Raw genomic sequence first — 24,547 nt, 5'->3', positions numbered from 1 at the left:
TCCTGCCCCACTTAGATGGAGCAGAAGTAGTAAAAATGGTGAAGGGGCTAAGCGAAAAATTCGCTTAGCCCCTTCACCATTTTGGGTAGTGTCTATTTATGTTCGGTCAAGAACTTCTTGGCGATTGGGCCGGCCGTTTGTGCGCCACCTGACCCATCGGAAACGAATACCGCTACCGCTAGATCTCCTTGGGTAACAATGGTCCAGGCGTGAGCGTTGCGCTCGGCATCGTATTCGGCGGTGCCGCTCTTGCCGATCACCGGTTTTCCACCGATCTTATTGAGATCCTTAAGCGTTCCATGATCAACAACCTCGGCCATCATGGAGGCCAAATCCTTGGCTTCCTGAGCCGTCAAGGGTTTCTTGGCGGCCACCGGTGCCGCTGGCTTGGGATCTGCAACCAGGTATGGGGTGACCGTGGCGCCATTTGCCACCGAGGCAGCAACGGTTGCCATGCCCAAGGTTGAGGACTGGACAACTCCCTGCCCGATGCCGTTGGCACCGAGCTCGGTACCGGTTGAATCGTTGGGAACCGCGCCAATAAAGGATGCAGCCCCGGTGGCCGGATCGACATTCAGACCCAGGGCCGTTGCTGCTTCCGCCAGCGCCGGGGACTTGGCCTTGAGAGCGCCTTCAATAAATACCGTATTGCAGGAATGCGCAAGTGCCTCGGAGAGCGGGATCTTCCCTAGTGCGGAGGTCGGGTAACCGTCATAGTTCTTGAACTCCTTGCCATCAACGCTCACCGTTGCCGGGCAATTGACAACGCTCTTGGGGGTATCACCATTACGGAGCATGGCCAGGGCTGTGACTACCTTGAATGTGGAGCCCGGTGCATATTTGCCGAGCAATGCTGTGTTTGCTGGGTTGGTGCTGGGTCCGCTTGCGGCAGCAAGAATCGCTCCATCGGAGGGACGCACTGCTACGAGCGCGCTATCACTTGTTGTCTCTTCAAGGATTGATTCGGCAAGCATCTGAGTATCACGATCCAAAGTAATCTGCAGATCCTTGCCATCTACCGGAGCGTTCTCCAGCAGCCTTTCTACAGGCTTTTTATCCTTATCGAAGATGCTGATGGTGTATCCGGGGGTGCCGGCAAGCGTATCTTGGTATTCCTTTTGCAATCCGGATAGCCCGATCTTGTCACCGGCCTTTACGGTCCCCTTTGAAGCCTCAACGATTTCTGCCGTTGCCTCACCGAATGAGCCTATGATGGGGCGTGCAAAGGAGCGAGTGGGTGCCAGCGGAACCGCATCATGTTGAACCAAGACACCCGGGATCTGATCAAACTTTTCCTGCGGGATGGTTTGGGTTTGATCATTGCGTAGCGTGATGGCCTGAACAAAGGCGCGTGGGCCCGCTGCAGCCACGCGTTGCACCAGCGGATCTGCCTCGATATCTAGGAGTTTGGCAAGGGCCTTGGCCGAGGATTCCCATTCGGCTTCGGTGCTACTTGCCTTATCTAAGCCGATGTTCAGCACGTCTCGCTTGATCACAAGCGCCTGATCCTTGTTGCCACGAATATCCCCGCGGGTAGCAGCAACGGACTTTTTGGCAATGTACTGATCTTTTTCCAGTCCGGGAACCGCAACCGATGGATCAAGTCGGGCCTGCCAGGTTTTGCTTTCGTCGTCAAAGACCAAGGCCGCGGTGGTGGTGTAGGACCAGTCGACATCGCTGGAATCTAGATCCCAGGTAATTTTGTAGCTTGCCGTGGCGGTCTTGGGTTTTTCGGAAGCCTCGTCTACTTCCACGGATTCCAAACTCACTGTACGCGGAGTCTTAATCATTGGTTCAAGGGCCGTGGTTAATTCCGCGGAAATGCTTGCTGCGTCTTGGTCTGCAAGCGGCACCGCGGAGAAGTCGAGCGACCCTAATCCTTGGGCCAATGCCTGGGCCGTGGCATCTGGGGTCGGGGGAGTGGAACAGGCGCTCAGCGATCCCATGAGGAGCAGCGCGGCCGTGGACAGGGCAAAAGTTTGTGAAACACGGGACATGACTTCCACTATTGCTTACCTCACTTGATGATGTCCACGACCACGACCGGATACGTGATCGCGCCGCGATTCAAACCCTAGGGGTGTAAGCACCTAGAATGGTCTAAGAAATCAGAGACGCAAACAACAGTGAAAAGGGCCAAAGAACCCCCATGTCTGAACCCACGAATCCGGAAGTGGACGTCCTTGACGCCCAAACACCGGTCGTCCCGCATCCCACCGACGAGGCTGGCATTGATACTGCCGTACAAGCTGCGCTTGCCGCCTTTGCCGCGGCGACGAACCTGGATGAACTGAAGACGGCACGGCTGGCCCACACCGGTGAGAAGTCGCCGCTGTCGCTGGCCAACCGTTCCATTGGCAAACTCGACAAGAGCGAAAAGGCTGTTGCCGGCAAGCTCATGGGAGCTTCCCGTGGCCGAGTCAACAAGGCTTTGGCCGCGCGCACCGAGGTCCTCGAAGCCGAGGACGCCGCACGCATCCTTGTCGAAGAGACAGTTGATGTGACAGCTGCCCCGCGCCGCCGTCGCGCCGGTGCTCGTCACCCGCTCTCCACGCTGCAGGACCGTGTCTCGGATATCTTCGTGGGCATGGGCTGGGAAATTGCTGAGGGCCCCGAGGTCGAATCCGAATGGTTCAACTTTGATGCACTGAACTTTGCACCGGATCACCCGGCCCGCGAAATGCAGGACACCTTCTTCATCGACCCGGTCGACTCGCACCTGTTGCTGCGTACCCACACCTCCCCGGTACAGGTCCGTTCCATGCTCGAGCGTGAAGTGCCGATCTATGTTTTGTGCCCGGGCCGCGTCTACCGCACCGATGAACTCGATGCCACACACACACCGGTCTTCCACCAGTTCGAGGGCCTTGCCATTGACAAGAACCTGACCATGGCGGATCTGCGCGGCACCCTTGAGCACTTTGCCCGCCAGATGTTTGGCGAGGACGCTTCGATTCGTTTGCGCCCCAACTTCTTCCCCTTCACCGAACCATCGGCGGAGCTGGATATCTGGCACCCAGGTGCCAAGGGCGGTCCGCGCTGGATCGAGTGGGGTGGCTGCGGCATGGTCAACCCCAACGTGCTGCGCGCCGCGGGCATCGACCCGGAGGAATACTCCGGCTTTGCCTTCGGCATGGGTGTGGAACGCACACTCATGTTCCGCAATGAGGTCCCGGACATGCACGACATGATCGAGGGCGATATCCGCTTCAGCGAGCACTTCGGGATGGAGATCTAAGACATGCGTATTCCACTTTCATGGCTGCGCGAATACGCGCAGGTTCCTGCAGAAGCAACCGCAGAAGACGTTATGGCCGAGTTGGTCAAGGTAGGACTCGAGGAAGAGGACGTGCACCGTCCCACCGACGAGATTTCCGGCCCGATCGTGGTTGGCCAGGTGCTCTCCATCGTCAAGGAAGAGCAGACCAACGGCAAGACCATTAACTGGTGCCAGGTCCGTGTGGTCCCCGAGGGCCAGGAACAGACCCTGACCCATGAGGGCATCGATCCCTCGGGCGTCCAAGGCATCATTTGCGGTGCGCACAACTTCGTGGTCGGTGACAAGGTTGTTGTCACGCTTCCCGGAGCAGTACTGCCGGGCGACTTCAAGATCAGCGCTCGCCAGACCTATGGTCACCTCTCGGCGGGCATGATCGCCTCCGTGCGCGAACTCGGCATTGGTGATGACCACGATGGCATCTTGGTTCTCTCCCGCATCGGTCTTGACCCCGAACTGGGCACCGACGCGATGGAGTTGCTGGGTCTGTACGATCAGGCAGCGGAAATCAACGTGACCCCGGACCGTTCCTACGCGTTTTCCATCCGTGGGGTGGCACGCGAATTCGCGCACGCCACCGGAACCGCCTACACCGATCCGGCCTCGCTGGTGGTCGTGGACGAGGCAACCGCACCGGGCCACCCGGTAGTCCTCGCGGACACCGCGGGAATCTACGGCAAGGATGGTTGCGACCGCTTTGTCACCCGCAAGGTGACAAACATTGATCCGAGCCTGCCCACCCCGCCATGGATGGCTAGCCGACTGAGCCTGGCCGGCATGCGTTCAATCTCGCTGGTCGTTGATATTTCAAACTACGTGATGCTTGAACTCGGCCAGCCGCTGCACTTCTACGACGCCGACAAACTCACCGGCACCATTACGGTGCGCCGTGCGAGCGAAGGTGAAACCCTAGCGACCCTTGATGGGAAGACTCGCAAGCTCAACGTTGAGGATCTGTTGATCACCGATGAGTCCGGTGCCATTGGCATTGCCGGTGTCATGGGTGGTGCCTCCACCGAGGTATCGGATGCGACGACCACCGTGCTGATTGAGGCCGCGCACTTCGAGCCAATCTCTATCGCTCGTTCACGTCGCCGCCACAAGTTGCCCTCCGAGGCCTCGAAGCGTTTTGAGCGCGGCGTTGACTGGGAGATCGCAGATGAGGCTGCTCAGCGTGCGGTAAACCTACTGGTTGAACTCGCCGGTGGCACCGCCACCACCGAGATCACCGATGCCGGTACCGCCCCGGCACCCGTAGTCATTGACCTGCCGGCAGGTTTTGCTTCGGCACTGATCGGCATCGACTACACCGAGGACCAGATCATCTGGGCCTTGGAGGAAATTGGCGCAAGCATCGACAAGAGCGCTACCGGTTACCTGGTCACCGCTCCGTCATGGCGTCCGGATCTGGAAACCAAGCAGGATCTGACCGAGGAAATTGCCCGCCTTGTGGGTTACGACAAGATCCCGGCAACCTTGCCAACGGCGCCTCCGGGCCGCGGATACTCCCGCGTGCAGTCCCAGCGTCGCCGCGTGGTTGCGGCTCTCGCCGATTCGGGTTTGACCGAGGTACTTGCCTACCCGTTTGTCACCAAGGCACAGAACGATACCTTCGGTGCCCCGGTGACCGGTGAGGTTCCGGCGGTGAAGCTGAACAACCCGATGTCCAGTGAATTTGGCTTCATGCGTACCTCGCTGCTGCCGGGTCTGCTGAACATTGCTCGCCGTAACCACGGCCGTGGCTTCCGCGATCTTGCCCTCTTTGAATCAGGTTTGGTCTTCCTGCCCGGTGAAACCTTGGGTACCGCCTCAATCCCGCCGCTGGCCATTAAGCCATCTGATGCCGAACTCGACGCACTCTACGCAGGATTGCCACACCAGCCAACCCACATTGCCGCGGTACTCACGGGTCATGATTCACCGGTTGCCGCCGAGCACACCCCGCGCGTCTACGACTGGGCCGATGCCCTCGATATTGCAAAGCTTGTCTCGGACATCTTGGGTGTTGAGGTAGTTGTTGCTCAGGGAACGCACCAGGCATTCCACCCCGGACGCACCGCTGCCTTGAGCCTGCGCGACGGCACCCAGGTTGGCTTTGCCGGCGAGCTTCACCCGAAGCTGCTGGCCGAGCTGGATCTTCCCGAGCGCACGGTGGCCATGGAAATCGACGTGGACGTGCTCTTCGACGCTGCCGCAGATGTGATTGTCGCCAAGCACATCTCCACCTTCCCGATCTCCACCCAGGACGTAGCCTTGGTTGTCGAACAGGGCGTTGTGGCCTCGGATGTGCTGGAGGCCCTGCGTGAAGGTGCCGGTGAACTGCTTGAGGACATTGCGCTCTTTGATGTGTACTCGGGCACCGGCATCGAGGACGGCAAGAAGTCGTTGGCCTTTGGTCTGCGCTTCCGTGCCACCGACCGCACGCTGACCGCCGATGAGGCATCGGAGGCTCGTGCCGGAGCCGTGGCACTAGCCGCCGAGCGTTTTGGTGCAGTACAGCGCTAAAGCGGTATAATCGCTGATTCCTTCAGGGGGGTCGGTACTCTTTGACAACATGGTGTGTTGGGGAGTGCCGGCCCCCCTGTTGCTTTGGCGGATGGGAACCTACCTGAACTAGGCTGGGGTGAAATAGCTAGCAAAGGAACCAGCAACGATGATCACCGGCAATCCAGCAGGCCAGGTCCGCACCACGGATTCCAAAGCGGCTCCCAAACGGCTGTTCTGGGTATTGACGATAATTCCGCTGCTCGTGTTTGTTCTCTGCTGTGCCCTCTATCTGATGTCCCGGTCGGAGCTTCCTGCATCAATCGCCATCCATGTCGGTTCGGATGGATTCGGATTTGGCAGTATGCAAAGCACTGCGCTGATTCAACTGGGTCTTGGCTTGCTGATGCTGGGCTTTGGTACACGATATACGCTGGACCGGCTCAAAATCGGGTACTGGTATATGGCAGAGAAAACCGTTCCCGCAAGCTTTATCTCGATCGGTTATGCATCGCTAGTTTCCTTGCTGACACTGATCCTTGGCGTTTGGGGAGAGCAAGGCGAAGCCGCACAAGAAAGTGCATTTACTCGCTCGATCCTGATCTTTGCGGTGACGCTGATTCTTTCCATGGGTATCCATGCGGTGGTTCTTCCGCGGATCAGAAATTTTGAGTAGAACTAAAGGCGACGAAAGCCGAGGAGCTACAAATTTGCTGCAGGATCAATCGCCATTGTAGCCATCGTGGTGGCAGTGAGAGCGATATCGTTGGCCTAGGAATTCATGGGATGGCAGCGTTTCCGTTGACCTTGAGCTGCATTAAATGCGCTGTTTTTCTCTCGAGGCCTTTCCATAGCAGGTACATTTCCTGACTATCTAAATGCGCGGCGAGCCGCCCCGAGTTCGCCGAAGACTTGCCTGATGTCATCGACTGAACTCGAAGATTTTGCACGGGATTCACCACGGCAGATCCGAACTTTACCCGCGCCAAAGATGCCTCGGTGCTTTCCTCCACTGCACCGCGGCGCCAGCCGTTGCGCGCTTTTTAGAACACCGCTGGTTAGGCGGAAGTGTTCGATGACTCGACCTCGATGGGCAGCACGGAACGCAGTGTTTGAAGCACTACACAATATTTTTCCGTCGTCTGTACCAAGTCTGTGACAAGTTCTACGCTCAGATCGCTCTGTAGTTCGAGGGACAACGTTATTGAACGAAACCCTACGGGAACTTGTGGATCGATTCCTAGGGTGCCACGTACATCCAATTCACCCGTTGCCTGGATATTCCCCTGGATCATGAATCCCCGGTTAGTTGCAACCGCTGCCAACGTAACTCCGGCGCAGGCCGCCAGTGCTTGGAGTAGCAAGTCTCCGGAACACGCTAAAGTTCCGTCGCCTCCCGTTGAAGGATGGAGGCCCGCGGCAACTATTGCTTGGCCGGTTTGAACCGAACAGGACAAATTTTGGGCACCAATCGTACCGTTGGCACTGAGCCGGATCGTTCCTTCGGCGGGCTGCTGCAGGTAACGCTGTTTGAGAGGTTGTTGCAAGCTACGCAATGTTGCCCTGTCCATGGTTTTCTCCTCACCCTTGCGCTGCGATTCACTTCGCTGGATCAAGTGTGAACCTCCCTTGATGCGGACACCAGTGGTTGACGAGCAGGAGCATTGGTGCGCCCGATTGGCAGGTGAGAACCTCACGAACGTTGCGTGATAAGCATTGCTGAAACTGCCTACCGACCCTGCTGTGTAGACAATCGCCAGCCCAGTTCTTAGCCGGGAAATGCGCTCAGGCTAGGGTGGAGGCACGAGGGCAGATGCGTAAGGAGTTCGCTCCTGCAATCTTTGATCATCAAGAATCATGAGGAGCTTTATGGCCAAGGTCAGGGGTGGTACCCCGGATGAGTATCTGAGCAATGTTCCGCCCGAGCTACAAGAACGAGTGAGATCCCTGCACCAAGTATTGGAAGCGGCACTTCCCGAGGCACGGGTGCAGATCAAGTGGGGACAGCCAGCATTTATCAAGGAAACCATCTTGATCTCATACGCGGTTTTCACACACCACATCAACCTTTACAGCACGCCCTCCTCGCGTGAGGCACTGTCCGCAGCCGGAAAATTGGAAGGCTTTAAAGTTGGTAAGGGTTCCATCCAGCTTCCCCATGCCATGCCATTGCCACGTGAACTGATCGAACTTCTCGCAATTTCTAGGGCCGCTGAGTACGAAGAGCACCAGGTTTTGTGGATGTCCTAGAGGGGGGATACTCGAAGCATCAACGATTTGAGTAGCTTCGGAGACAACGAAAATGCGTGGGGCGCTTCGCCGCTATGGCGAGCGCCCCACGCATCGGGTGCTCCATGATTTGGTGCTCTTAGCCCTTGACCGAGCCGCTCATCAAGCCGCCAACAAAGTACTTGCCCAGCAGGATGTAGACAAGCAGTGTTGGTACCGAGGCAATGAGCGCACCGGCCATGGAAGCAGCGTAGTCGGTGAGCTGTCCACCGGCTAGGAAGCTTAGCGCGATGGTCACCGGGCCGTTACGCCCGGAGGAGAAGAACGCGGCGAACAGGTAGTCGTTCCACGCCGAGGTGAACTGCCAGATCAACACGACAACAAAGCCTGGGGTTGAGATGGGCAGGATCACCGAGGAGTAAGTGCGCAGGATTCCGGCACCGTCCATGCGTGCCGCCTCGATCAGTTCACTAGGCACCGATTCGTAGTAGTTTCTGAAGATCAGCGTACAAATAGGTAAACCGTAAACGATGTGAAGCAGCATCAGCGAGGGAATGCCCTGCGGGACGCCAAGGTTGCTCATCAGCTGGGTCAGCGGGATCATCACGGCCTGGTAGGGGATGAACATCCCAAAGAGTATTAGCGTGAAGACAACGTTAGCGCCGGGGAACCGCCATTTGGAAAGCACGTAACCGTTAATGGATCCCAGCGTTGCCGAAATGATCGCCGAGGGGATGACCAGCAAGAAGGTACGTCCCAGAGCGGGTGCCAGTGTTTCCCAAGCCTTAACCCAGCCAGCTGTTTCCCAGGTTTCCGGCAGCAGCCATGCCCGTGATGGGTCGGCGTCGGAGGTGCCCTTGAAACTAGTAATAAATAGCACGTAGGCGGGGATCAAAATCATGATCACAAAGAGCAACAGCAGCGCATATTTTAGCGTCCTGTTGATCCGACGCTTGGTCGGATTTGGGGCTCCGGCTGCGGTGCCGCCGGAGCTAGTGCGGTCAAGAATCGAGGTAGCCATTAGCGCTTCTCCGCTCGCGAGGTGTACATCAGGTACGGGATAACAACGATTGCGACAAGGACCAAGAGGATCATGCCGATTGCTGCTGCATCCGCGTAGTCGCTACCGATGTACTTAACCCACATCATGGTTGCCGGGACCTGGACGTCATAGGTGTTGGCATCCGGGACGATGGCACGGATGAGGTCAAAGAGTTTCAGGGACATGTGACCAATGATGATCACTGCCGAAAGCATCACGGGGTTTAGCTGAGGGAAGATCACGTGACGATAGAGCTTCCATTCACTGCAACCGTCAATGCGGGCTGCCTCGCGTAGTTCCTCGGGGATGCCACGGAAACCGGCAAGGAATAGGGCCATGACGTAGCCCGAAAGCTGCCAAATGGCTGGGACAGCAATTGCTGCAATGCCCCAGGTGGGGTTGGACCACCAATCGTTCTGCATGAAGCCTAGACCGATGGAATCTAACAAACGGTTCAGGCCGGTTGTCCGCTCACCACCTGGTTGATCGGTCTGCAGTGAGGAGAGCAACCAACGCCACACAACACCGGAGGCGATGAATGAAATCGACATGGGGAACAGGTATACGGCCCGGAAGAATCCTTCGCCCTTGGCCGGTTTGTCCAAGATCCAGGCCCAGAGGAAACCAAAGATCAGGGTTCCGCCCAAAAAGACGATGGTGAGAATCAGCAGGTTCCATAGGGAGTGCTGGAAGTTAGGGTCAGCCAACAAGTTTGTGTAGTTTTCAAAGCCTACGTACTTGTCGCTGGGTTTTGCAGTGTGCTGATTGGTCAGTGACACCCTGAAGTTTTCGATGATGAGCCAGTAGACGAAAACGCCAACCAGAATAATGGTGGGGGCGAGGAGTAGTAGCCCCGGTCCCCAGTGCTTGACGCGTCTGAACATGGATTCCTCCCTTGAAAGCGTGGTGCCACACACCAGTGGGGGCGATTCGTACCGTTGTGGCTACGATCGCCCCCAAGGGGTTGTGTTTGTATTACTTAGCGAACTTGTCGGCGATTGCTGCCGCAGAATCCTGCAGGCCTGCAACGTTGCCGTCGCCACCAAACTTGCTGACCGCGGTGCTCAGGTCATTGAGCCAGGCAACCGGGACTGCTGCACCGTGGGCGAGTGAGGAAACGATCTTGTCCTGAGAGAAGTCCTTGATGGCACTCTTCTGGTATTCGGAGAAGTCATCGGTCTTCGCTGTGGTGTTGGCCGGGATCGAGCCCTTGGCCTTGTTGAAGGCACTCTGGCCCTCTGCGGAACCAATTGTTGTCAACCATGCCTTGGCGCCGTTCGGGTTCGGAGCGCCAACGGGCAGGGTGAAGGAGTCGGCAAGGAAGTCAAAGACGCCAGCAGTACCCGGGGTTGGGAAGTAGGTGTAATCGGTTCCGGCCACATCGCCGTCCTGTGCAAACTTGGCTTCCGCCCAGTCACCCATGACGTTGTAGGCAGCAGCACCGTCCTGAACCAGCTGAGTTGCCGGAGCCCAGTCGCTGAGCGAATCACGGTCGGTGTTGGTGTAGCTCAGAGCCTTCTTGTAGGCCTCGATTGCCATGGTGACATCCGCGCCCTTCCAATCGGTCTTGCCATCCCAGAGGCCGTTGTAGCCATCTACGCCCAAGGACGAGAGCAGAACGTTTTCAAAAAGCTGAACCTGGGTCCAGGAGCCGGCAACGGCCAGTGGGGTCTTGCCCTTGGCCTTGATCTTGTCCATGTCGGCGAACCATCCATCGAGGTCGGTTGCCGGCTTGGTTGGATCAATTCCTGCATCCTTCAAAACACCCACGTTTGCCCATACGACGTTGGCGCGGTGGATGTTTGAGGGGACCGAGTAGATCTTGCCATCAACAGTCAAGCGGTCAACCAGATCCTTGGGGAACTGTTCGGTGAGCTTGTTATCGGCGTAAAAGGAAGTCAGATCCTCGAGCTGCTCGGCATCGATGTAGTCCTGGAGTTCGGCACCCGCGTGCGCCTGGAAGGAATCCGGTGGGTTTCCGGCCTTGAGCTGTGCAGCGAGAACGCTCTTGGCCTGTGAGCCTGCGCCGCCGGCAACTGCGAGGTTGTCAAAGGTGAGGTTCGGGTAATCGGTGTTGAAGACCTTGACCAGGGCATCTAGACCGACCTTTTCGGAACCGTCGGCCCACCAGGTGAAGACGCCAACTTTACCGGTGGCTTCACTCGGTGGTGCTGCAGATTCTGCTGGTTTCTCGGCTCCGCCACAGCCTGCAAGGGTCAGGCCCAAGGTTGCGGCTGCTGCGATGAGCGTGAGACGACGACGCATGCTTACCTCCGTGTTTGAAAATGTGTGATTCTGTCGAATTCTGTGATCGTAACTCTGACCATGGTTACCCGGGTCACACATTGCAGTCAACTACTTAACGCAAATTGTTACCTTTGCGTCACAGAAATGTTGGCTACAAGCGCGCCTCGAGTTGCCGAAGTACAAGTGCTGCGGCACCCAGTGCCTCGGCTCGATCCCCGAGTAATGACATGCAGAGTGTTGTGTTTTCGCCAACCACGGGAATCGCATGACGCATCAGCCCGCGACGAATCGGGGACAGTAGTAGCTCGCCCAGAGGGGCTAATGGGCCGCCTAACACCATGACTTCCGGATTGATCAGGTTTGCAACATTGGCAAGTGCGTGCCCCACCGCCACCCCAAGGTCGTCAATGACTCGCAGCGTTGCCGAGTCTCCTAATAATGCCCGTTCGAAGATTGTCTCGATGCTGATGGGTGTGGTTTCGGTGCGGCTCAGAAGCTCGATCATGATGCTCGTCGAGGCCACTGTCTCAAGGCATCCCCTGTTGCCGCAACGGCAAATCAGGCCCTGATCAAATATTGTGGAGTGCCCGATTTCTCCGGTGATGCCGAGGAAGCCGTAGTGCAGGGCGCCGTTGAGGATCAGTCCCGAGCCAATGCCGCTGCCGATTTTGAGGAAGCATAAATTTGCGACCTCCTGATGTTCGCCCCAGGTGATCTGGGCGAGTGCCCCAAGGTTTGCGTCATTATCAATATGTACCGGCAATCCAAGGGCATCTTGAAGGTGCGAGTTTATGTCGAGATCAACCCATTGTGGGAGGATCGCACCGCGAATTACCGTTTTAGTTCGCTGGTCTATGGGTCCGGGAATTCCTATCCCGGCACCCACTAATTGGGTGCGCTCGATTCCATTCTTGGCGCACAATTCATCGAGGATGGTTGATGCTCGAGCTATGGTACTTTCGGCCTTGTGCCCGATGGGCAGTGGCTCAAAGATCTCATCAACGAGTCTGAATCCGGCCCTGGCTAACACGACGCGAATGTGGCTGCGCCCAAAGTCAATGCCTACGGCAATCTCGGATTCTTCTAAGACCGTGACACCCAGCGCCCGGCGCCCACCGCTGGTGATTGGTGAGGTATCCAGGCGCCCGGAGGCGGCAAGGGATTTGACGATATTGGAAATGGTTGCCGTGGAAAGACCCGTTGAGCGTGCCAGGGCCGCTTGAGTTAGCGTTCCGTGTGTACGTAAGGTCGCCAAGACGCGTTGTTCATTGCGTGAGCGTAGTGCGGATTGTGAACCCGGGTTTACTGGCGAGTTGACTCTTGGGTTGGCGACGGTCATAAGTAGAAGCGTGCTAGATCACACGCTTGCAGTCAAGAAGTTAACGCAAGAAATTTTACATCGCGAATCTTATGAACACACTTTGTGAGCCACTTGTGAGGGCGTTGATGCATGTTTCTGCTGTTAAGTACGGACGGTGGTGCCCGGAGCTTTCCTCGGTCACCACCGACCGGACGAATTGTTCGTATTTGGTTGTCTAGGGAACGAGGATGACTTTTCCTGTGGTTCCACGCGATTCGAGCGCGGTGTGAGCGGCACCGGCCTCGGCTAGCTCGAAACGGGCTCCAATGCGCACATCGAGTTTGCGCTGGGCGACAAGATCGAAAAGTTCGCCCGAGCGCCAGGCGCGTTCCTTGGCATCGAGCAGGAAGTCGTTGAGTTTGGGACGCGTGACGGTGAGTGAGCCGTGCGCGTTGAGGCGCTGCAAGTCAAAGGGGGGAACCTGGCCGGAGGCGCCACCGAAGAGCACCAGGGTTCCACGGATTTTCAGGGCTCCAAGGGAATTTTCAAAGGTGTCCTTGCCGATCCCGTCGTAGACAACCTCGACACCGCGACCCTCAGTGATTTCACGGACCCGTGTTGGCACCTCGTCATAGCTCAAGACGTAATCGGCGCCGGCCGCGCGTGCCAGCTGTGCCTTTTCCTCGGTCGAGGTTGTGGTGATGACTGTGGCGCCACGCAATTTCAAGAGCTGGATGAGGATTAGCCCCACCCCGCCGGCGCCCGCATAGGTGAGAACCGTATCGCCCGGCTTCACGTTGTAACTGGAGTTGATCAGGTAGTGCGCCGTCATGCCCTGCAGTGGGAGGGCTGCTGCCTGATCCAGTGGTACCTCGGCCGGAACCCGTGATGCTTTCTCCGCCTGTAGCAGTGTGTATTGCGCGTAGGTCTTAGCGCCCTCGCTGGTGGCTACCCGGTCACCCGGGGCGAAGTCGGTGACTCCTTCGCCCACAGCCTCCACAACCCCGGAGCCTTCGCTGCCCGGAATGAAGGGGTACTTCACCGGATAAACACCCGAGCGCTGATAGGTCTCAATGAAGTTCACGCCTACGGCTGCCACCTTGATCAGTAGCTGACCCGGGCCCGGGGTGGGAGTTTCGCGCGAAACCAGCTCGAAGACCTCGGGTCCGCCGGCTTGAGAGGCGATAATTGCATGGTGGCTCATGAGAGTGAACTCCTTGTGTCGGGGGTGGTGATCTCTTGGGTGCCACCTTATAAGGTTGTTCTTGGTCCCACGAGATTTCATCCCGTGGTGTAACGTCGCTGTAGCGATCTATTGTGAATATTTATTAGCCATCATGCATAAATGCGTAGTAGAGTTTCATTATGACGATTTCAGTAGCTGTATCCGGAGCCAGTGGATATGCGGGCGGCGAAGTCCTTCGCCTGCTTGCAAACCATCCAGACGTAACAATTGGTGCCATCACCGCCCACTCAAACGCGGGACAGCGACTGGGGGAACTCTCCCCGCACCTGCACTCGCTGGCCGATCGCGTCCTGGTTGAAACAACTGTTGAACAGCTCTCCGGCCACGATGTTGTCTTCCTAGCCTTGCCACACGGGGCCAGTGCTGAAATTGCGGCCCAGCTACCTGCCGACACCCTAGTCATTGACGCAGGAGCCGACCACCGCCTCGAATCACCCGAAGCCTGGGAAAAATTCTATGGTTCCCCGCACGCCGGAACCTGGCCCTACGGATTGCCCGAACTTCCGGGCGCTCGCGAAAAGCTTATCGGTGCCAAGCGCATCGCCGTTCCGGGTTGCTACCCAACCTCGGTCCAACTAGCCCTGGTCCCCGGCTTTGCCGCAGGCCTGCTTGAGGGCGATGACGTGGTCATCGTCGCAGCCTCCGGAACCTCGGGTGCCGGCAAGAGCGCCAAGGTCAACCTGATTGGCTCAGAGGTCATGGGTTCCATGAACCCCTATGGCGTTGGCGGCATGCACCGCCACACCCCGGAAATGGAACAAGGCCTCTCCGCCGCGGCGGGAGAACCGGTATCGGTATCCTTCACCCCAACCCTGGCCCCGATGCCACGCGGCATCCTCACCACAGCAACCGCAAAGGTCAAGCCCGGTGTAGACGAAGCAACATTGCGAGCCGCCTGGGTCAATGCCTATAAGGACGAGCCGTTCGTTCACGTGCTGCCCGAAGGCCAATGGCCGGCAACCTCATCGGTCATGGCATCAAACCACGCGCACATCCAGCTTGCCTTTGACCCGCATGCCAACCGCGTGATCGTCTCGGCAGTTATCGACAACCTGACCAAGGGCACCGCCGGCGGCGCCGTCCAATCAATGAACATCGCACTTGGCCTGAAAGAAACAGCAGGACTTGGCGCCGAAGGAGTAGCACCGTGAGCAACGCGCCCCTAGGAATTACAGCACCGGCAGGCTTCCAAGCTTCGGGCATCACCGCAGGATTGAAAACCTCGGGCAACCCGGACTTGGCAGTAGTCAAGAACCTTGGCCCGGACTTCAATGCAGCAGCGGTCTTCACCTCCAACCGCGTCGCCGCCGCACCGGTGCACTGGTCCCGCCAGGCGATCAGCGACGGACGCGCAGATGTAGTGGTATTGAACTCCGGCGGCGCCAACGCCTGCACCGGCCCCGAAGGATTTGCCAACACCCATGCAACAGCCGAACACGCGGCAAAGATCCTTGGTGTATCAAGCGGAGACGTCCTAGTCTGTTCCACCGGCCTGATCGGTGAACAGCTGCCCATGGACAAGATCCTTCCCGGCGTTGAGGCAGCCGCGGCGGCCCTGGGTACCGGGAATGCATTTGATGGTGGAGCCGCCGCAGCAACCGCCATCATGACAACGGACACCGTCAATAAGCAGGCCGGCTTCGCGGGCACCGGGTACAGCATCGGCGGAATGGCCAAGGGCGCTGGCATGCTGGCACCCGGACTTGCCACCATGTTGGTCGTCTTGACCACCGACGCGGTGCTCAACGCGGCACAACTTGATGCAGCACTGCGTGAAGCAACCCGACTCAGCTTCGACCGTGCGGATTCCGATGGCTGCATGTCAACAAATGACACGGTCATCCTGATGTCCTCCGGTGCCTCGGGCACCACCCCGGATCTCACCGAATTCACCACCGGGCTCAAAGAACTGTGCGTTGACCTTGCCAAGCAGCTAATCAATGATGCCGAGGGCGCGGCCCACAACATCACCATCCGTACCTTCAACGCGGCCACCGAGGACGACGCGGTAGAGGTCTCACGCACCGTCTCACGTTCCAACCTCTTCAAGACGGCAATTTTCGGGCAGGATCCCAACTGGGGACGGGTGCTCTCCGCCGTGGGAACCACCGCCGCAGCCTTCGAACCCGATGAGCTGAACGTCTCGATCAATGGTGTACAGGTCTGCCGTCATGGCGGTGTGGGAGACGACCGCAATCTCGTTGACCTCACGGGCCGTGAAGTTCTCGTCGAAATCGATTTGAACGCCGGAACCCAGGAAGCAAGCCTGTGGACCAATGACCTGACCCACGACTACGTCCACGAAAACTCGGCCTACAGCAGCTAACTCTCGAAGTAAATTAGCGGCCGGTGCAGCACAACGGTGGGTCGCAGGATGTGAACCTTTGTGGCCCACCCTTGAGCACCAAACGAGCCGGACGCTCAGCGCTTTCATGTTTCAGTAAGGAACACACATGTCTGACACCCAGCCAACCTCCATGGACGTGGCCCAACGCAAGGCCGAGGCACTGATCGAGGCCTTGCCGTGGATCCAACGATTCGCCGGAACCACAATGGTCATCAAATACGGTGGCAATGCCATGGTTAACGAAGATTTACGTCGAGCCTTTGCCGAAGACATCGTGTTCCTGCGTCATGTGGGGATCAACCCGGTAGTCGTGCACGGGGGCGGCCCGCAGATCAATGCGATGCTCACCCGTTTAGGCATCGAATCCGAGTTCAAGGGCGGATTGCGCGTGACTACTCCTGAAACTATGGATGTTGTACGCATGGTGCTCACCGGCCAGGTGCAGCGCGAGCTGATCGGTCTGATTAACTCCCACGGCCCCTACGCCGTGGGCACCTCGGGTGAAGACGGTGCGCTCTTGCGTGCGGTGCGCACCGGAACCACCATTGATGGTAAAGAAGTTGATTTGGGACTTGTCGGCGAAGTAACAGGGGTCAAGCCAGATCAAATCCTTGACCTTTTGGCGGCCGGAATGATTCCCGTGGTTTCAACTGTGGCGCCAGAAGTTGATGAAAATGATGAGCCAACCGGTCAGGTCCTCAACGTGAATGCCGATACAGCTGCCGCGGCACTTGCCTCCGAGCTGGGTGCCTCAAAGCTTGTCATCCTCACGGATGTTGAAGGGCTCTATGGTTCTTGGCCCGATAAATCCTCGCTGATCACCTCCCTTGATTCCGAAGAATTACGGGCCATGCTCCCGAGCCTGGAATCGGGAATGATCCCCAAAATGGCTGCCTGCCTCAAGGCAGTCGACGAGGGCGTTGAACGCGCCCACATCGTCGATGGCCGCCAACCGCACTCAATGCTTCTTGAGGTCTTCACCTCCGCGGGTGTCGGAACCCAAGTCATGCCAAAGGAACTTCCATGAACGAGATTATTGCAGCAGAAATCGGTTCATTAGAATCACTGCACGGTAGCGAACTGCTAGCCCGCTACAACAATTCACTGCTGGGTGTCTTTGGCACCCCACAGCAGGTGCTGGTCCGTGGATCCGGCTGTCATGTCTGGGATGCCGACGGCAAAGAATACCTAGATTTACTCTCCGGCATCGCCGTGAACGCGTTGGGTCATGCTCACCCGCTGGTGAACTCGGTAATCACCTCCCAGCTGGCAACTCTTGGGCACATCTCAAACTTCTTCACCAGCCCCACCCAGATCGCCTTGGCCGAGAAGCTTTTGCAGATCAGCGCGGCACCGTCGGGATCCAAGGTATTTTTCACCAACTCCGGAACCGAAGCCAATGAGGCAGCCTTCAAACTTGCCCGCCGCAATGCGGGAACCGAGCAGATTCCACGGACCAAAATTGTTGCCCTGGAACACGGCTTCCATGGGCGCACCATGGGCGCACTTGCACTAACTTGGAAGGCTGCCTACCGCGAACCCTTTGAACCGCTACCCGGTGGTGTTCAGTGGGTTCCGGCAGGGGATATTGAGGCATTGCGTGCTGCAGTTGATGAAAGCACCGCAGCAGTATTCATCGAACCCATTCAGGGAGAGGCCGGTGTCATTGAATTTGCTCCAGGTTACCTGGCCGCGGCACGCGAGATCACTGCGGCAGCAGGCTCACTGCTGATCTTTGATGAGGTGCAAACGGGTATTGGGCGTACCGGTTCCTGGTTTGCCTCCGAGGGGGTCATCCCCGATGCCATGACTCTTGCCAAGGGTCTGGGGGGTGGTTTCCCGATCGGCGCCATGATCGTCTTTGGCACGGAAAACACCTCCTTGCTAACCCCGGGACAGCACGGAACTACCTTTGGTGGAAACCCCGTGGCAACCGCTGCGGCACTTGCCACACTGCACGTGATTGAGACACAGAATTTGCTCGTCCAGGTCAACACCGTGGGAGACCAGGTCCGTGCCAAACTTGCTGCCCTTGAATGTGTCACGCAGGTCCGTGGCCGCGGTCTGCTGATCGGCATGGATCTGGCCGCCGAGGTTGCTCCCGCGGTGGTGAAGGCCGCGCTGGATGCAGGGTTCATTATCAATGCACCGGGTCCAGGTACCCTGCGCATTGCCCCACCACTGATTATCACCATCGAACAACTCGACACCTTTGTTGCGGCACTTCCTGCGCTGTATGCAACGGCCGTAGAAAGCACCAAGGAGTAAGTCTTATGAGCACCACAGTTCGCCACTTTTTGACCGACCTGGATCTGACCCAGGCCGAACAGACCGAGGTCCTTGATCTGGCCCTAGCCATGAAAAAGGACAAGTACGGTTACACGCCGTTTGCCGGACCACAGACCGTTGCGGTTTTCTTCGATAAGACTTCCACGCGTACCCGGGTGTCTTTTGCCGCGGGCATTGCCGAGCTCGGCGGATCCCCGCTGATTATTAACTCCGCCGAATCCCAGCTGGGCCACAAGGAATCAATCTCCGATTCGGCCAAGGTTCTTGAACGCATGGTCTCTACCATTGTGTGGCGCACCTACGCGCAGCCCGGACTCGAGGAGATGGCCGAGAACTCCTCGGTGCCGGTCATCAACGCGCTCTCCGATGACTACCACCCCTGCCAGCTGCTGGCCGATCTGCTCACCGTGCGCGAGCACAAGGGAACCCTGGCCGGACTCTCCATGGCCTACCTAGGCGATTCTGCAAACAACATGGCGAACTCCTACCTTTTGGCCGGAGTCACCGCCGGGATGCACGTACGCATCTCCGGACCCGAGGGCTACCTGCCCTCGGCCCAGATCATTGCGGCGGCCGAAGCTCGTGCCGCGCAGACCGGCGGCTCGGTTTTGGTGACCACCGATGTGGCAGCGGCTCTGGCCGGTGCCGATGTTGTTGCCACCGACACCTGGGTCTCGATGGGGCAGGAAGATGAAAAGGCGCAGCGCATGGAGCTGTTCCGCGACTACGCCGTTGATTCGGCCGCCATGGCGCAGGCCGCCAAAGACGCAATAGTCCTACACTGCCTGCCGGCCTATCGCGGCTATGAAATTTCCGCCGATGTTATTGATGGACCCCAGTCTGTGGTCTTTGATGAGGCAGAAAACCGCGTTCACGCGCAGAAGGCCATCATGGCCTGGCTGCTTGCCAAATCGAACCTTGCCCAGGTTCCCGGGGTCAGTGAAGACCGATGAGCACCAACCCGTCTTTTCAGCCAACCACCAAGATCGCCCGTCAGGCCCGGGTAAGTTCCATCCTGTCCACGAGCACTGTGCGCTCACAGGCGGAGCTTGTCGCACTGCTTGCAGAAGAAGGCATGGCGGTAACTCAGGCAACGCTGTCGCGTGACCTGGTGGAACTTGGTGCCGTGCGCGTGCGCGGTGGTGATGGCGGATTGGTCTATGCCATGCGTCAGGAAGGCGGGGACCGTAGCCCGCGGGCCGGGGTCAGCCAGGAAGTTCATGATGCAAAGCTAGCCAAACAATGCGCCGAACTTTTGGTCACCGCCGAGGCTTCGGGAAATATTGTGGTGTTGCGAACGCCTCCGGGGGCAGCAAACTTCTTAGCTCTTTCGATTGATCATTCGACAATGCCGCAGATTCTTGGCTGTATCGCCGGAGATGACACCGTCATGTTGGTAACCAGAGACGTGGATGGCGGGGCAGAAGTTGCCGCGCGTTTCCTAGCGTTGGCGGATCCGCAGTAGGGTGTATTCCCGGAGCAAATAATCCTTTCACCAGGATGCGCTCTAAAAACCTTGAGAACGCTGAGTCCTTGTGCAACCATGATGTTGCACAAGGACTTTGCTTGTTAAGGTTTGGGGGGGAGAAAGTCGCATGGATGTAAAACTTCAAGATGCCATTGAGGCAGCTATCGATATTGATGCCAGTGCCGATGATGTGTGGGAATTAGTCAGTGAACCTGGCTGGTTTATCAACGGTGGTGAAATCAGTAGCCACAAGATTGAAACCACTGAGAATTTTACGGTAATCCACGACCCAATCTTCGGGCGTTTCGAGTTCGAAACGATTACGCTCGACGCTCCACGCTACGCGGTTTTTCGTTCATTGGGCGGGGACGATTGGGATGATCCGGTCCCCAATACCTTGATTGAATTTTGGATTGAACCGGTAAATGCCGGGGGAGTACGCCTGCGGGTGATGCAAAGCGGCTTTGCTGGTTTTGTCCCGGAAGAACACGCCCGAGTAATTTCAACTAACACTCAAGGGTGGAAAGTCGAGTTGGAGGCAGCAAAGCGCCACTTGAGTCCCGAGTGAGCACTGCGGCCGATCGCATCGCGGCACGACGCATTTTTTGGGCTCTGGCCGATGAAACGAGGTGCTCATTACTTGAGGCGTTGCTGGAACGGAATTTTCAAAGCGCATCTACGCTTGCGGCGCCCATGCAGATCAGTCGTCAAGCGGTTTCCAAACACTTAGAGGTTCTGGGGGAGGCCGGATTGTTGCGCCGGTCCCGTGACGGTAAGAAAGTTGTTTTCGAGATCTTGCCCGAAGGACTGGCACCAGTCAGCGAGTACATTCGTTTGTTTGCGCCACGCGAGGCAAACGCCACCTAGAGACATATCGGAAACCTTCTTTGCCTTGACTGCATACAGACAAAAGAGTTGATGCCTCGCTCCCAAAAGTTTAGGGGGTGAGGCATCAATTCTTTTGGTCTATCGACGGCGCGGGTTCTAGTGTTCGTGCACTAATTCGCTCTCGGCATGAGGAACATCGAAGGCCTTATGAAAAGCCTCCTCAATGGTTGGGTTGTAGGCGACCATGATGACCTTGTGAATCGAGGTGACGTGCCTATAGGTCTCGTACCATTCCCTGATGGAATGTGCCGCAATGCGGCTAACCTCCGCTGGATCCCACCCGTAGGCTCCGGCGCCGATGGCCGGGAACGCGATGGAGGTTGCTCCCAGGCGTGAGGCGACGTAGAGACTATTGGTGAAGCATTTAGCCAGGGTCTTGGTGCTTGTCTGGCCCATGTTCTTGTTTGGTCCTGGGGTGTGGATGACCCAGCGTGCCGGAAGGTCGCCGGCTCCTGTGGCAACAGCTAGCCCGGAGGGGAGTCCATCGGGATAGGAGTTGTTGCGAATTTTGCGGCATTCTGCCAGCAATGTGGGTCCTGCCGCGGCATGAATTGCGCCGTCAACTCCGCCACCACCAAGAAGTGAGGGATTTGCAGCATTGACGATCGCATCAACCTTCAGCGTGGTGATATCTGCCTGCACGATGTCGATTTGCATCTCATTGCTCCTCTTCAGTGTTCGAAAACGCCTTGTAGCAACACCATACGCCCGCTGACTCATCTTGGGGAGAGACCAACAGGTAATTATCAGCAAACCTTTACCTGCCCTAATACCGTAGATGATTAGGGGACTTGGATATTTGCGTGAAAGCTCAGTGCACTACGGCAAGACAAGGCCTGACTGAATCAAGCATGGGTACTGATTTGGAGTGATTCACCCCGCGATAGAAAGTGCCTACGCAGAAAATGCAGGATCTTTCCCGAGTATGACAATCTCATGGTCCTCCGGGAGCTTGTGAAAATTTTCTTGGTTCCAGTCTCGGTAGTCGCTCACCATCGGCATATAGGGATCATAAGCAACTGTTTGGAGCCGTAGCGGGAGCGCTGAGTCATCTGCTGCGAGCCATAAAGTTGCATTCGCGGAATTGAACCGGTGGGCTGATACGCCCTCGAATGTCTCAAGGCCCAGATAATCCAACATGGAGGTGTCTATTGCTTCCTCTAGAAAATCTGTGAGATCGTCGATTTCGTCAGATACCAAAATCATCGAAGGATACTCGGAGTCTGGGAGCAATAGCCAACGATCCTCACTAAGTGCGTTGAGGAAAGCCTTGTTGTCAGTGGGGTTGATGAGATACCCGTGCTGCTTATTGGCCTTGACGTAGTAGGAGCCGGTAGAGCTGTCGGCAAGCCAGCTGACGTGTCCCGGGCCCTGGCGCATTTCGTAGGCCTGGGTGTTGAATTCTTCGTAGTCTCCCGAGACCGTGTATTCGAAAGGAACCCCGTTGAGGCTGCCCGTGGTAGCGACCTTGACTTCGTAGGCATCCTCAAGGGAGTCCAACGATGTTTCAAGGATTCCGCGGCCACGAGTTTGCAGGGAATGATTGGTTCCCGGGGGAGCCGTCGGTGCCGGAGACGCTGCATCCTTAATTGGGCGGTTTGGAACGATTGGATCCCAAGCAGAACATGAACTTAGGCTGAGGACGGCCGCACAGCCAAGGGCTAGAAGTTTCAGGATGCGCGGCCGTGTGGTCATGCGCTCAGGAACTCTTCAATAATCGTTTTGAACTCCGGGAGGTCAAACATCTCGGTGACCGCCAGCGCATTTTGCCCACCGAGCTTTGGATCCGCACCGTTATTCAAGAGATAGCGAGTCAATGACTCGTTTTTGCGGAATACCGCGCAGGTCAAGGCTCCCTGCCCCTTATCGTTGAGGCGATTGACGTCGGCCCCGCGTTCCACGAGTCCCGAAACAATTGCCTCATGACCGTTATAGGCAGCCAAGATCATCAGGGTGTCACCCTTGGAATCGGTGAGATCGGCAGGTATTCCTTGGCCAATAAAGGCAAAGAGCTTTTCGGTGGCACCTTCGCGGGCCAAGTCAAAAATTGAGTGCAAAAACTCAAGTTCTTCATCGGTCAATGCGCCCTGGTCATTCGTTTCAGTCATGGGCAAAATCTTACCGGGTTGCCCCAAATATTCCGGATGAGTCTAACAACTGTGAATATTTATGTAGACTTATGTATAAGTATTAGAAAGCAGTGTTGCCTTAGACCCAGCTCACACGCGCTGGACTAGGATAGACACTGGGTTTTGGACAGCTAGCGAACCGGCACCCCGGTGAACGGGGAGCACGGAAGGGACACACAATGGGATCGGCAACTAACGAAGGCGCACTCTGGGGCGGACGCTTTGCCGGCGGCCCCGCCGATGCACTAGCGGCACTGAGTAAGTCAACACACTTTGACTGGCGCCTAGCTCGCTACGACATCGCCGGCTCCCGCGCCCACGCACGCGTCCTGCACACGGCAGGACTCCTAGACGCCGAAGAACTCACCGGCATGATCGCCGCACTCGACACACTCGAAGCAGACGTCGTCTCCGGAGCCTACGTAGCCTCCGACTCCGACGAAGACGTCCACGGCTCCTTGGAACGCGGACTGATCGAACGCGCAGGTGCGGCATTGGGCGGCAAGCTCCGTGCCGGACGCTCACGCAACGACCAAATCGCCACACTGGGACGCATGTTCCTGCGCGATCACGCACGCGTCATCGCCGGTGGCGTCCTAGCCACCATCGACGCACTGATCGCCCAGGCAGAAGCCCACCCCAACGCGGCAATGCCAGGGCGCACGCACCTGCAGCACGCCCAGCCAATTCTGCTCTCACACCACCTGCTGGCACACGCCTGGCCCATGCTGCGCGATATCCAGCGACTCATCGACTGGGATGCCCGCGCCGCGGTATCACCCTACGGTTCAGGTGCGCTCGCCGGTTCCTCGCTGGGCCTAGATCCAAATGCCGTAGCAGCGGACCTCGGCTTCAACTCGGCAGCCTGGAACTCCATCGATGGGACCGCTGCCCGCGACGTCTTCGCCGAATACGCCTGGGTTGCCGCAATGATCGGTGTTGACCTGTCGCGTATTTCCGAAGAAATCATCTTCTGGGCCACCAAGGAATTCTCCTTCGTCACCCTCGACGATGCCTTCTCCACCGGATCCTCGATCATGCCGCAGAAGAAGAACCCGGATGTCGCCGAGCTCGCCCGCGGCAAGGCCGGACGCTTGATCGGCAACCTGACCGGACTGCTGGCCACGCTCAAGGCGCTGCCGCTGGCCTACAACAGAGACTTGCAGGAAGACAAGGAACCAGTCTTCGACGCAACCGACACCCTTGAGCTACTGCTCCCGGCCGTCTCGGGAATGATCGCCACGCTGAAGTTCAACACCCCGCGCATGGCCGAGCTCGCGCCACTGGGCTTCGCGCTTGCCACCGACATTGCAGAATGGCTGGTCCGTCAGGGCGTTCCGTTCCGCGACGCGCACGAGCTCTCGGGTGCCGCGGTCAAACTTGCCGAATCCAAGGGGGTTGAGCTCTGGGATCTAACCGATGAGGAATACGCCGGGATATCCGAGCACCTGACCCCGGAGGTCCGCAGCGTGCTTTCCACCGAAGGCTCGCTGAACTCTCGCTCAGCCCAGGGTGGCACCGCCCCAGCTGCCGTCGCCGCGCAACTTGAAGCGCTCAAGGCGGCGTTGATTCCGGTACGCGAGTTCGCCAAGAAGTAATCC

The 24,547-nt window shown here is 57.6% G+C and carries 23 protein-coding genes; 13 read left to right on the top strand and 10 right to left on the bottom strand.

Annotated elements, in window-relative coordinates:
• Window positions 1-92 precede the first annotated feature (92 nt).
• Entirely contained in the window at window positions 93-1,997 is a 1,905-nt protein-coding gene (locus CQ018_RS10060; protein WP_105549881.1) for a penicillin-binding transpeptidase domain-containing protein, read from the bottom strand.
• Window positions 1,998-2,149: 152 nt separating this feature from the next.
• On the opposite strand from CQ018_RS10060, the gene pheS reads away from it, so the two are divergent.
• The 3 genes from pheS to CQ018_RS10045 all read left to right on the top strand — a co-directional run bounded on the left by pheS (window position 2,150) and on the right by CQ018_RS10045 (window position 6,437).
• Window positions 2,150-3,238, top strand: coding sequence for a phenylalanine--tRNA ligase subunit alpha (gene pheS / locus CQ018_RS10055; protein WP_105549880.1), 1,089 nt, complete (start codon window positions 2,150-2,152; stop codon window positions 3,236-3,238).
• 3 nt (window positions 3,239-3,241) lie between these two features.
• The gene (gene pheT / locus CQ018_RS10050; RefSeq protein ID WP_105549879.1) at window positions 3,242-5,782 is read left to right on the top strand and encodes a phenylalanine--tRNA ligase subunit beta; all 2,541 of its coding nucleotides are present in this window, start codon (window positions 3,242-3,244) and stop codon (window positions 5,780-5,782) included.
• Between the two features lie 148 nt (window positions 5,783-5,930).
• A complete protein-coding gene (locus CQ018_RS10045) occupies window positions 5,931-6,437 on the top strand; it encodes a hypothetical protein (protein WP_105549878.1) in 507 nt (168 codons plus the stop codon).
• 382 nt (window positions 6,438-6,819) lie between these two features.
• Here CQ018_RS10045 and CQ018_RS10035 read toward each other — a convergent pair whose 3' ends face one another.
• On the bottom strand, window positions 6,820-7,377 hold the full coding sequence (locus CQ018_RS10035) for an OsmC family protein (RefSeq protein ID WP_219844045.1): 558 nt from the start codon (window positions 7,375-7,377) through the stop codon (window positions 6,820-6,822).
• A 253-nt stretch (window positions 7,378-7,630) separates the two neighbouring features.
• On the opposite strand from CQ018_RS10035, the gene CQ018_RS10030 reads away from it, so the two are divergent.
• The gene (locus tag CQ018_RS10030) at window positions 7,631-8,011 is read left to right on the top strand and encodes an iron chaperone (RefSeq protein ID WP_219844044.1); all 381 of its coding nucleotides are present in this window, start codon (window positions 7,631-7,633) and stop codon (window positions 8,009-8,011) included.
• 118 nt (window positions 8,012-8,129) lie between these two features.
• Here CQ018_RS10030 and CQ018_RS10025 read toward each other — a convergent pair whose 3' ends face one another.
• From CQ018_RS10025 to CQ018_RS10005, 5 genes are all read right to left on the bottom strand, one after another.
• Window positions 8,130-9,011: a carbohydrate ABC transporter permease gene (locus CQ018_RS10025; RefSeq protein ID WP_105549874.1), complete on the bottom strand. Its 882-nt coding sequence runs from the start codon at window positions 9,009-9,011 to the stop codon at window positions 8,130-8,132.
• Entirely contained in the window at window positions 9,011-9,916 is a 906-nt protein-coding gene (locus tag CQ018_RS10020; protein WP_105549873.1) for a carbohydrate ABC transporter permease, read from the bottom strand. The genes CQ018_RS10025 and CQ018_RS10020 overlap by 1 nt, the downstream gene beginning before the upstream one ends.
• Window positions 9,917-10,007: 91 nt before the next feature.
• Window positions 10,008-11,297, bottom strand: a complete 1,290-nt coding sequence (locus CQ018_RS10015) for an ABC transporter substrate-binding protein (RefSeq protein WP_105549872.1) — start codon at window positions 11,295-11,297, stop codon at window positions 10,008-10,010.
• Window positions 11,298-11,430: 133 nt separating this feature from the next.
• A complete protein-coding gene (locus CQ018_RS10010; RefSeq protein WP_105549871.1) occupies window positions 11,431-12,618 on the bottom strand; it encodes an ROK family transcriptional regulator in 1,188 nt (395 codons plus the stop codon).
• A 196-nt stretch (window positions 12,619-12,814) separates the two neighbouring features.
• Entirely contained in the window at window positions 12,815-13,783 is a 969-nt protein-coding gene (locus tag CQ018_RS10005; protein ID WP_105549870.1) for a quinone oxidoreductase, read from the bottom strand.
• Between the two features lie 161 nt (window positions 13,784-13,944).
• Between CQ018_RS10005 and argC the strand changes: the two genes are divergently transcribed.
• From argC to CQ018_RS09965, 8 genes are all read left to right on the top strand, one after another.
• Entirely contained in the window at window positions 13,945-14,976 is a 1,032-nt protein-coding gene (gene argC, locus CQ018_RS10000; protein ID WP_105549869.1) for an N-acetyl-gamma-glutamyl-phosphate reductase, read from the top strand.
• Window positions 14,973-16,151, top strand: a complete 1,179-nt coding sequence (argJ, locus tag CQ018_RS09995; RefSeq protein ID WP_105549868.1) for a bifunctional glutamate N-acetyltransferase/amino-acid acetyltransferase ArgJ — start codon at window positions 14,973-14,975, stop codon at window positions 16,149-16,151. Before argC ends, argJ begins: the two co-directional genes overlap by 4 nt.
• Window positions 16,152-16,278: 127 nt before the next feature.
• Window positions 16,279-17,199, top strand: a complete 921-nt coding sequence (gene argB, locus CQ018_RS09990; protein ID WP_105549867.1) for an acetylglutamate kinase — start codon at window positions 16,279-16,281, stop codon at window positions 17,197-17,199.
• A complete protein-coding gene (locus CQ018_RS09985) occupies window positions 17,196-18,440 on the top strand; it encodes an acetylornithine transaminase (RefSeq protein WP_105549866.1) in 1,245 nt (414 codons plus the stop codon). Before argB ends, CQ018_RS09985 begins: the two co-directional genes overlap by 4 nt.
• 5 nt (window positions 18,441-18,445) lie before the next feature.
• Window positions 18,446-19,414 carry an ornithine carbamoyltransferase gene (argF, locus tag CQ018_RS09980; protein ID WP_105549865.1) on the top strand — a complete coding sequence of 323 codons (969 nt, stop codon included), beginning with the start codon at window positions 18,446-18,448 and terminating at the stop codon, window positions 19,412-19,414.
• Complete coding sequence (locus CQ018_RS09975) at window positions 19,411-19,926, top strand: arginine repressor (protein WP_105549864.1); 516 nt, start codon at window positions 19,411-19,413, stop codon at window positions 19,924-19,926. The genes argF and CQ018_RS09975 overlap by 4 nt, the downstream gene beginning before the upstream one ends.
• 130 nt (window positions 19,927-20,056) lie before the next feature.
• A complete protein-coding gene (locus CQ018_RS09970; RefSeq protein ID WP_105549863.1) occupies window positions 20,057-20,497 on the top strand; it encodes an ATPase in 441 nt (146 codons plus the stop codon).
• The gene (locus CQ018_RS09965) at window positions 20,449-20,796 is read left to right on the top strand and encodes a helix-turn-helix transcriptional regulator (protein ID WP_105549862.1); all 348 of its coding nucleotides are present in this window, start codon (window positions 20,449-20,451) and stop codon (window positions 20,794-20,796) included. The genes CQ018_RS09970 and CQ018_RS09965 overlap by 49 nt, the downstream gene beginning before the upstream one ends.
• A 117-nt stretch (window positions 20,797-20,913) precedes the next feature.
• On the opposite strand, the gene CQ018_RS09960 is transcribed toward CQ018_RS09965, so the two are convergent.
• The 3 genes from CQ018_RS09960 to CQ018_RS09950 all read right to left on the bottom strand — a co-directional run bounded on the left by CQ018_RS09960 (window position 20,914) and on the right by CQ018_RS09950 (window position 22,925).
• Window positions 20,914-21,474 carry an O-acetyl-ADP-ribose deacetylase gene (locus CQ018_RS09960; protein WP_105549861.1) on the bottom strand — a complete coding sequence of 187 codons (561 nt, stop codon included), beginning with the start codon at window positions 21,472-21,474 and terminating at the stop codon, window positions 20,914-20,916.
• 237 nt (window positions 21,475-21,711) lie between these two features.
• On the bottom strand, window positions 21,712-22,512 hold the full coding sequence (locus CQ018_RS09955) for a hypothetical protein (protein ID WP_105549860.1): 801 nt from the start codon (window positions 22,510-22,512) through the stop codon (window positions 21,712-21,714).
• The gene (locus tag CQ018_RS09950) at window positions 22,509-22,925 is read right to left on the bottom strand and encodes an ankyrin repeat domain-containing protein (RefSeq protein WP_105549859.1); all 417 of its coding nucleotides are present in this window, start codon (window positions 22,923-22,925) and stop codon (window positions 22,509-22,511) included. The genes CQ018_RS09955 and CQ018_RS09950 overlap by 4 nt, the downstream gene beginning before the upstream one ends.
• A gap of 200 nt (window positions 22,926-23,125) precedes the next feature.
• Between CQ018_RS09950 and argH the strand changes: the two genes are divergently transcribed.
• Complete coding sequence (gene argH / locus CQ018_RS09945; protein WP_105549858.1) at window positions 23,126-24,544, top strand: argininosuccinate lyase; 1,419 nt, start codon at window positions 23,126-23,128, stop codon at window positions 24,542-24,544.
• Window positions 24,545-24,547: the final 3 nt, after the last annotated feature.

The sequence above is a fragment of the Arthrobacter sp. MYb227 genome (assembly GCF_002975435.1).
Classification (GTDB): domain Bacteria; phylum Actinomycetota; class Actinomycetes; order Actinomycetales; family Micrococcaceae; genus Paeniglutamicibacter.
This window is presented reverse-complemented; position numbering and strand designations above follow the sequence as displayed.

Coding starts and splice junctions, on each gene's coding strand:
- CQ018_RS10060 (WP_105549881.1), bottom strand. CDS start 1,997: ATGTCCCGTGTTTCACAAACTTTTGCCCTGTCCACGGCCGCGCTGCTC.
- pheS (WP_105549880.1), top strand. CDS start 2,150: ATGTCTGAACCCACGAATCCGGAAGTGGACGTCCTTGACGCCCAAACA.
- pheT (WP_105549879.1), top strand. CDS start 3,242: ATGCGTATTCCACTTTCATGGCTGCGCGAATACGCGCAGGTTCCTGCA.
- CQ018_RS10045 (WP_105549878.1), top strand. CDS start 5,931: ATGATCACCGGCAATCCAGCAGGCCAGGTCCGCACCACGGATTCCAAA.
- CQ018_RS10030 (WP_219844044.1), top strand. CDS start 7,631: ATGGCCAAGGTCAGGGGTGGTACCCCGGATGAGTATCTGAGCAATGTT.
- CQ018_RS10025 (WP_105549874.1), bottom strand. CDS start 9,011: ATGGCTACCTCGATTCTTGACCGCACTAGCTCCGGCGGCACCGCAGCC.
- CQ018_RS10020 (WP_105549873.1), bottom strand. CDS start 9,916: ATGTTCAGACGCGTCAAGCACTGGGGACCGGGGCTACTACTCCTCGCC.
- CQ018_RS10015 (WP_105549872.1), bottom strand. CDS start 11,297: ATGCGTCGTCGTCTCACGCTCATCGCAGCAGCCGCAACCTTGGGCCTG.
- CQ018_RS10010 (WP_105549871.1), bottom strand. CDS start 12,618: ATGACCGTCGCCAACCCAAGAGTCAACTCGCCAGTAAACCCGGGTTCA.
- CQ018_RS10005 (WP_105549870.1), bottom strand. CDS start 13,783: ATGAGCCACCATGCAATTATCGCCTCTCAAGCCGGCGGACCCGAGGTC.
- argC (WP_105549869.1), top strand. CDS start 13,945: ATGACGATTTCAGTAGCTGTATCCGGAGCCAGTGGATATGCGGGCGGC.
- argB (WP_105549867.1), top strand. CDS start 16,279: ATGTCTGACACCCAGCCAACCTCCATGGACGTGGCCCAACGCAAGGCC.
- CQ018_RS09985 (WP_105549866.1), top strand. CDS start 17,196: ATGAACGAGATTATTGCAGCAGAAATCGGTTCATTAGAATCACTGCAC.
- argF (WP_105549865.1), top strand. CDS start 18,446: ATGAGCACCACAGTTCGCCACTTTTTGACCGACCTGGATCTGACCCAG.
- CQ018_RS09975 (WP_105549864.1), top strand. CDS start 19,411: ATGAGCACCAACCCGTCTTTTCAGCCAACCACCAAGATCGCCCGTCAG.
- CQ018_RS09970 (WP_105549863.1), top strand. CDS start 20,057: ATGGATGTAAAACTTCAAGATGCCATTGAGGCAGCTATCGATATTGAT.
- CQ018_RS09960 (WP_105549861.1), bottom strand. CDS start 21,474: ATGCAAATCGACATCGTGCAGGCAGATATCACCACGCTGAAGGTTGAT.
- CQ018_RS09955 (WP_105549860.1), bottom strand. CDS start 22,512: ATGACCACACGGCCGCGCATCCTGAAACTTCTAGCCCTTGGCTGTGCG.
- CQ018_RS09950 (WP_105549859.1), bottom strand. CDS start 22,925: ATGACTGAAACGAATGACCAGGGCGCATTGACCGATGAAGAACTTGAG.
- argH (WP_105549858.1), top strand. CDS start 23,126: ATGGGATCGGCAACTAACGAAGGCGCACTCTGGGGCGGACGCTTTGCC.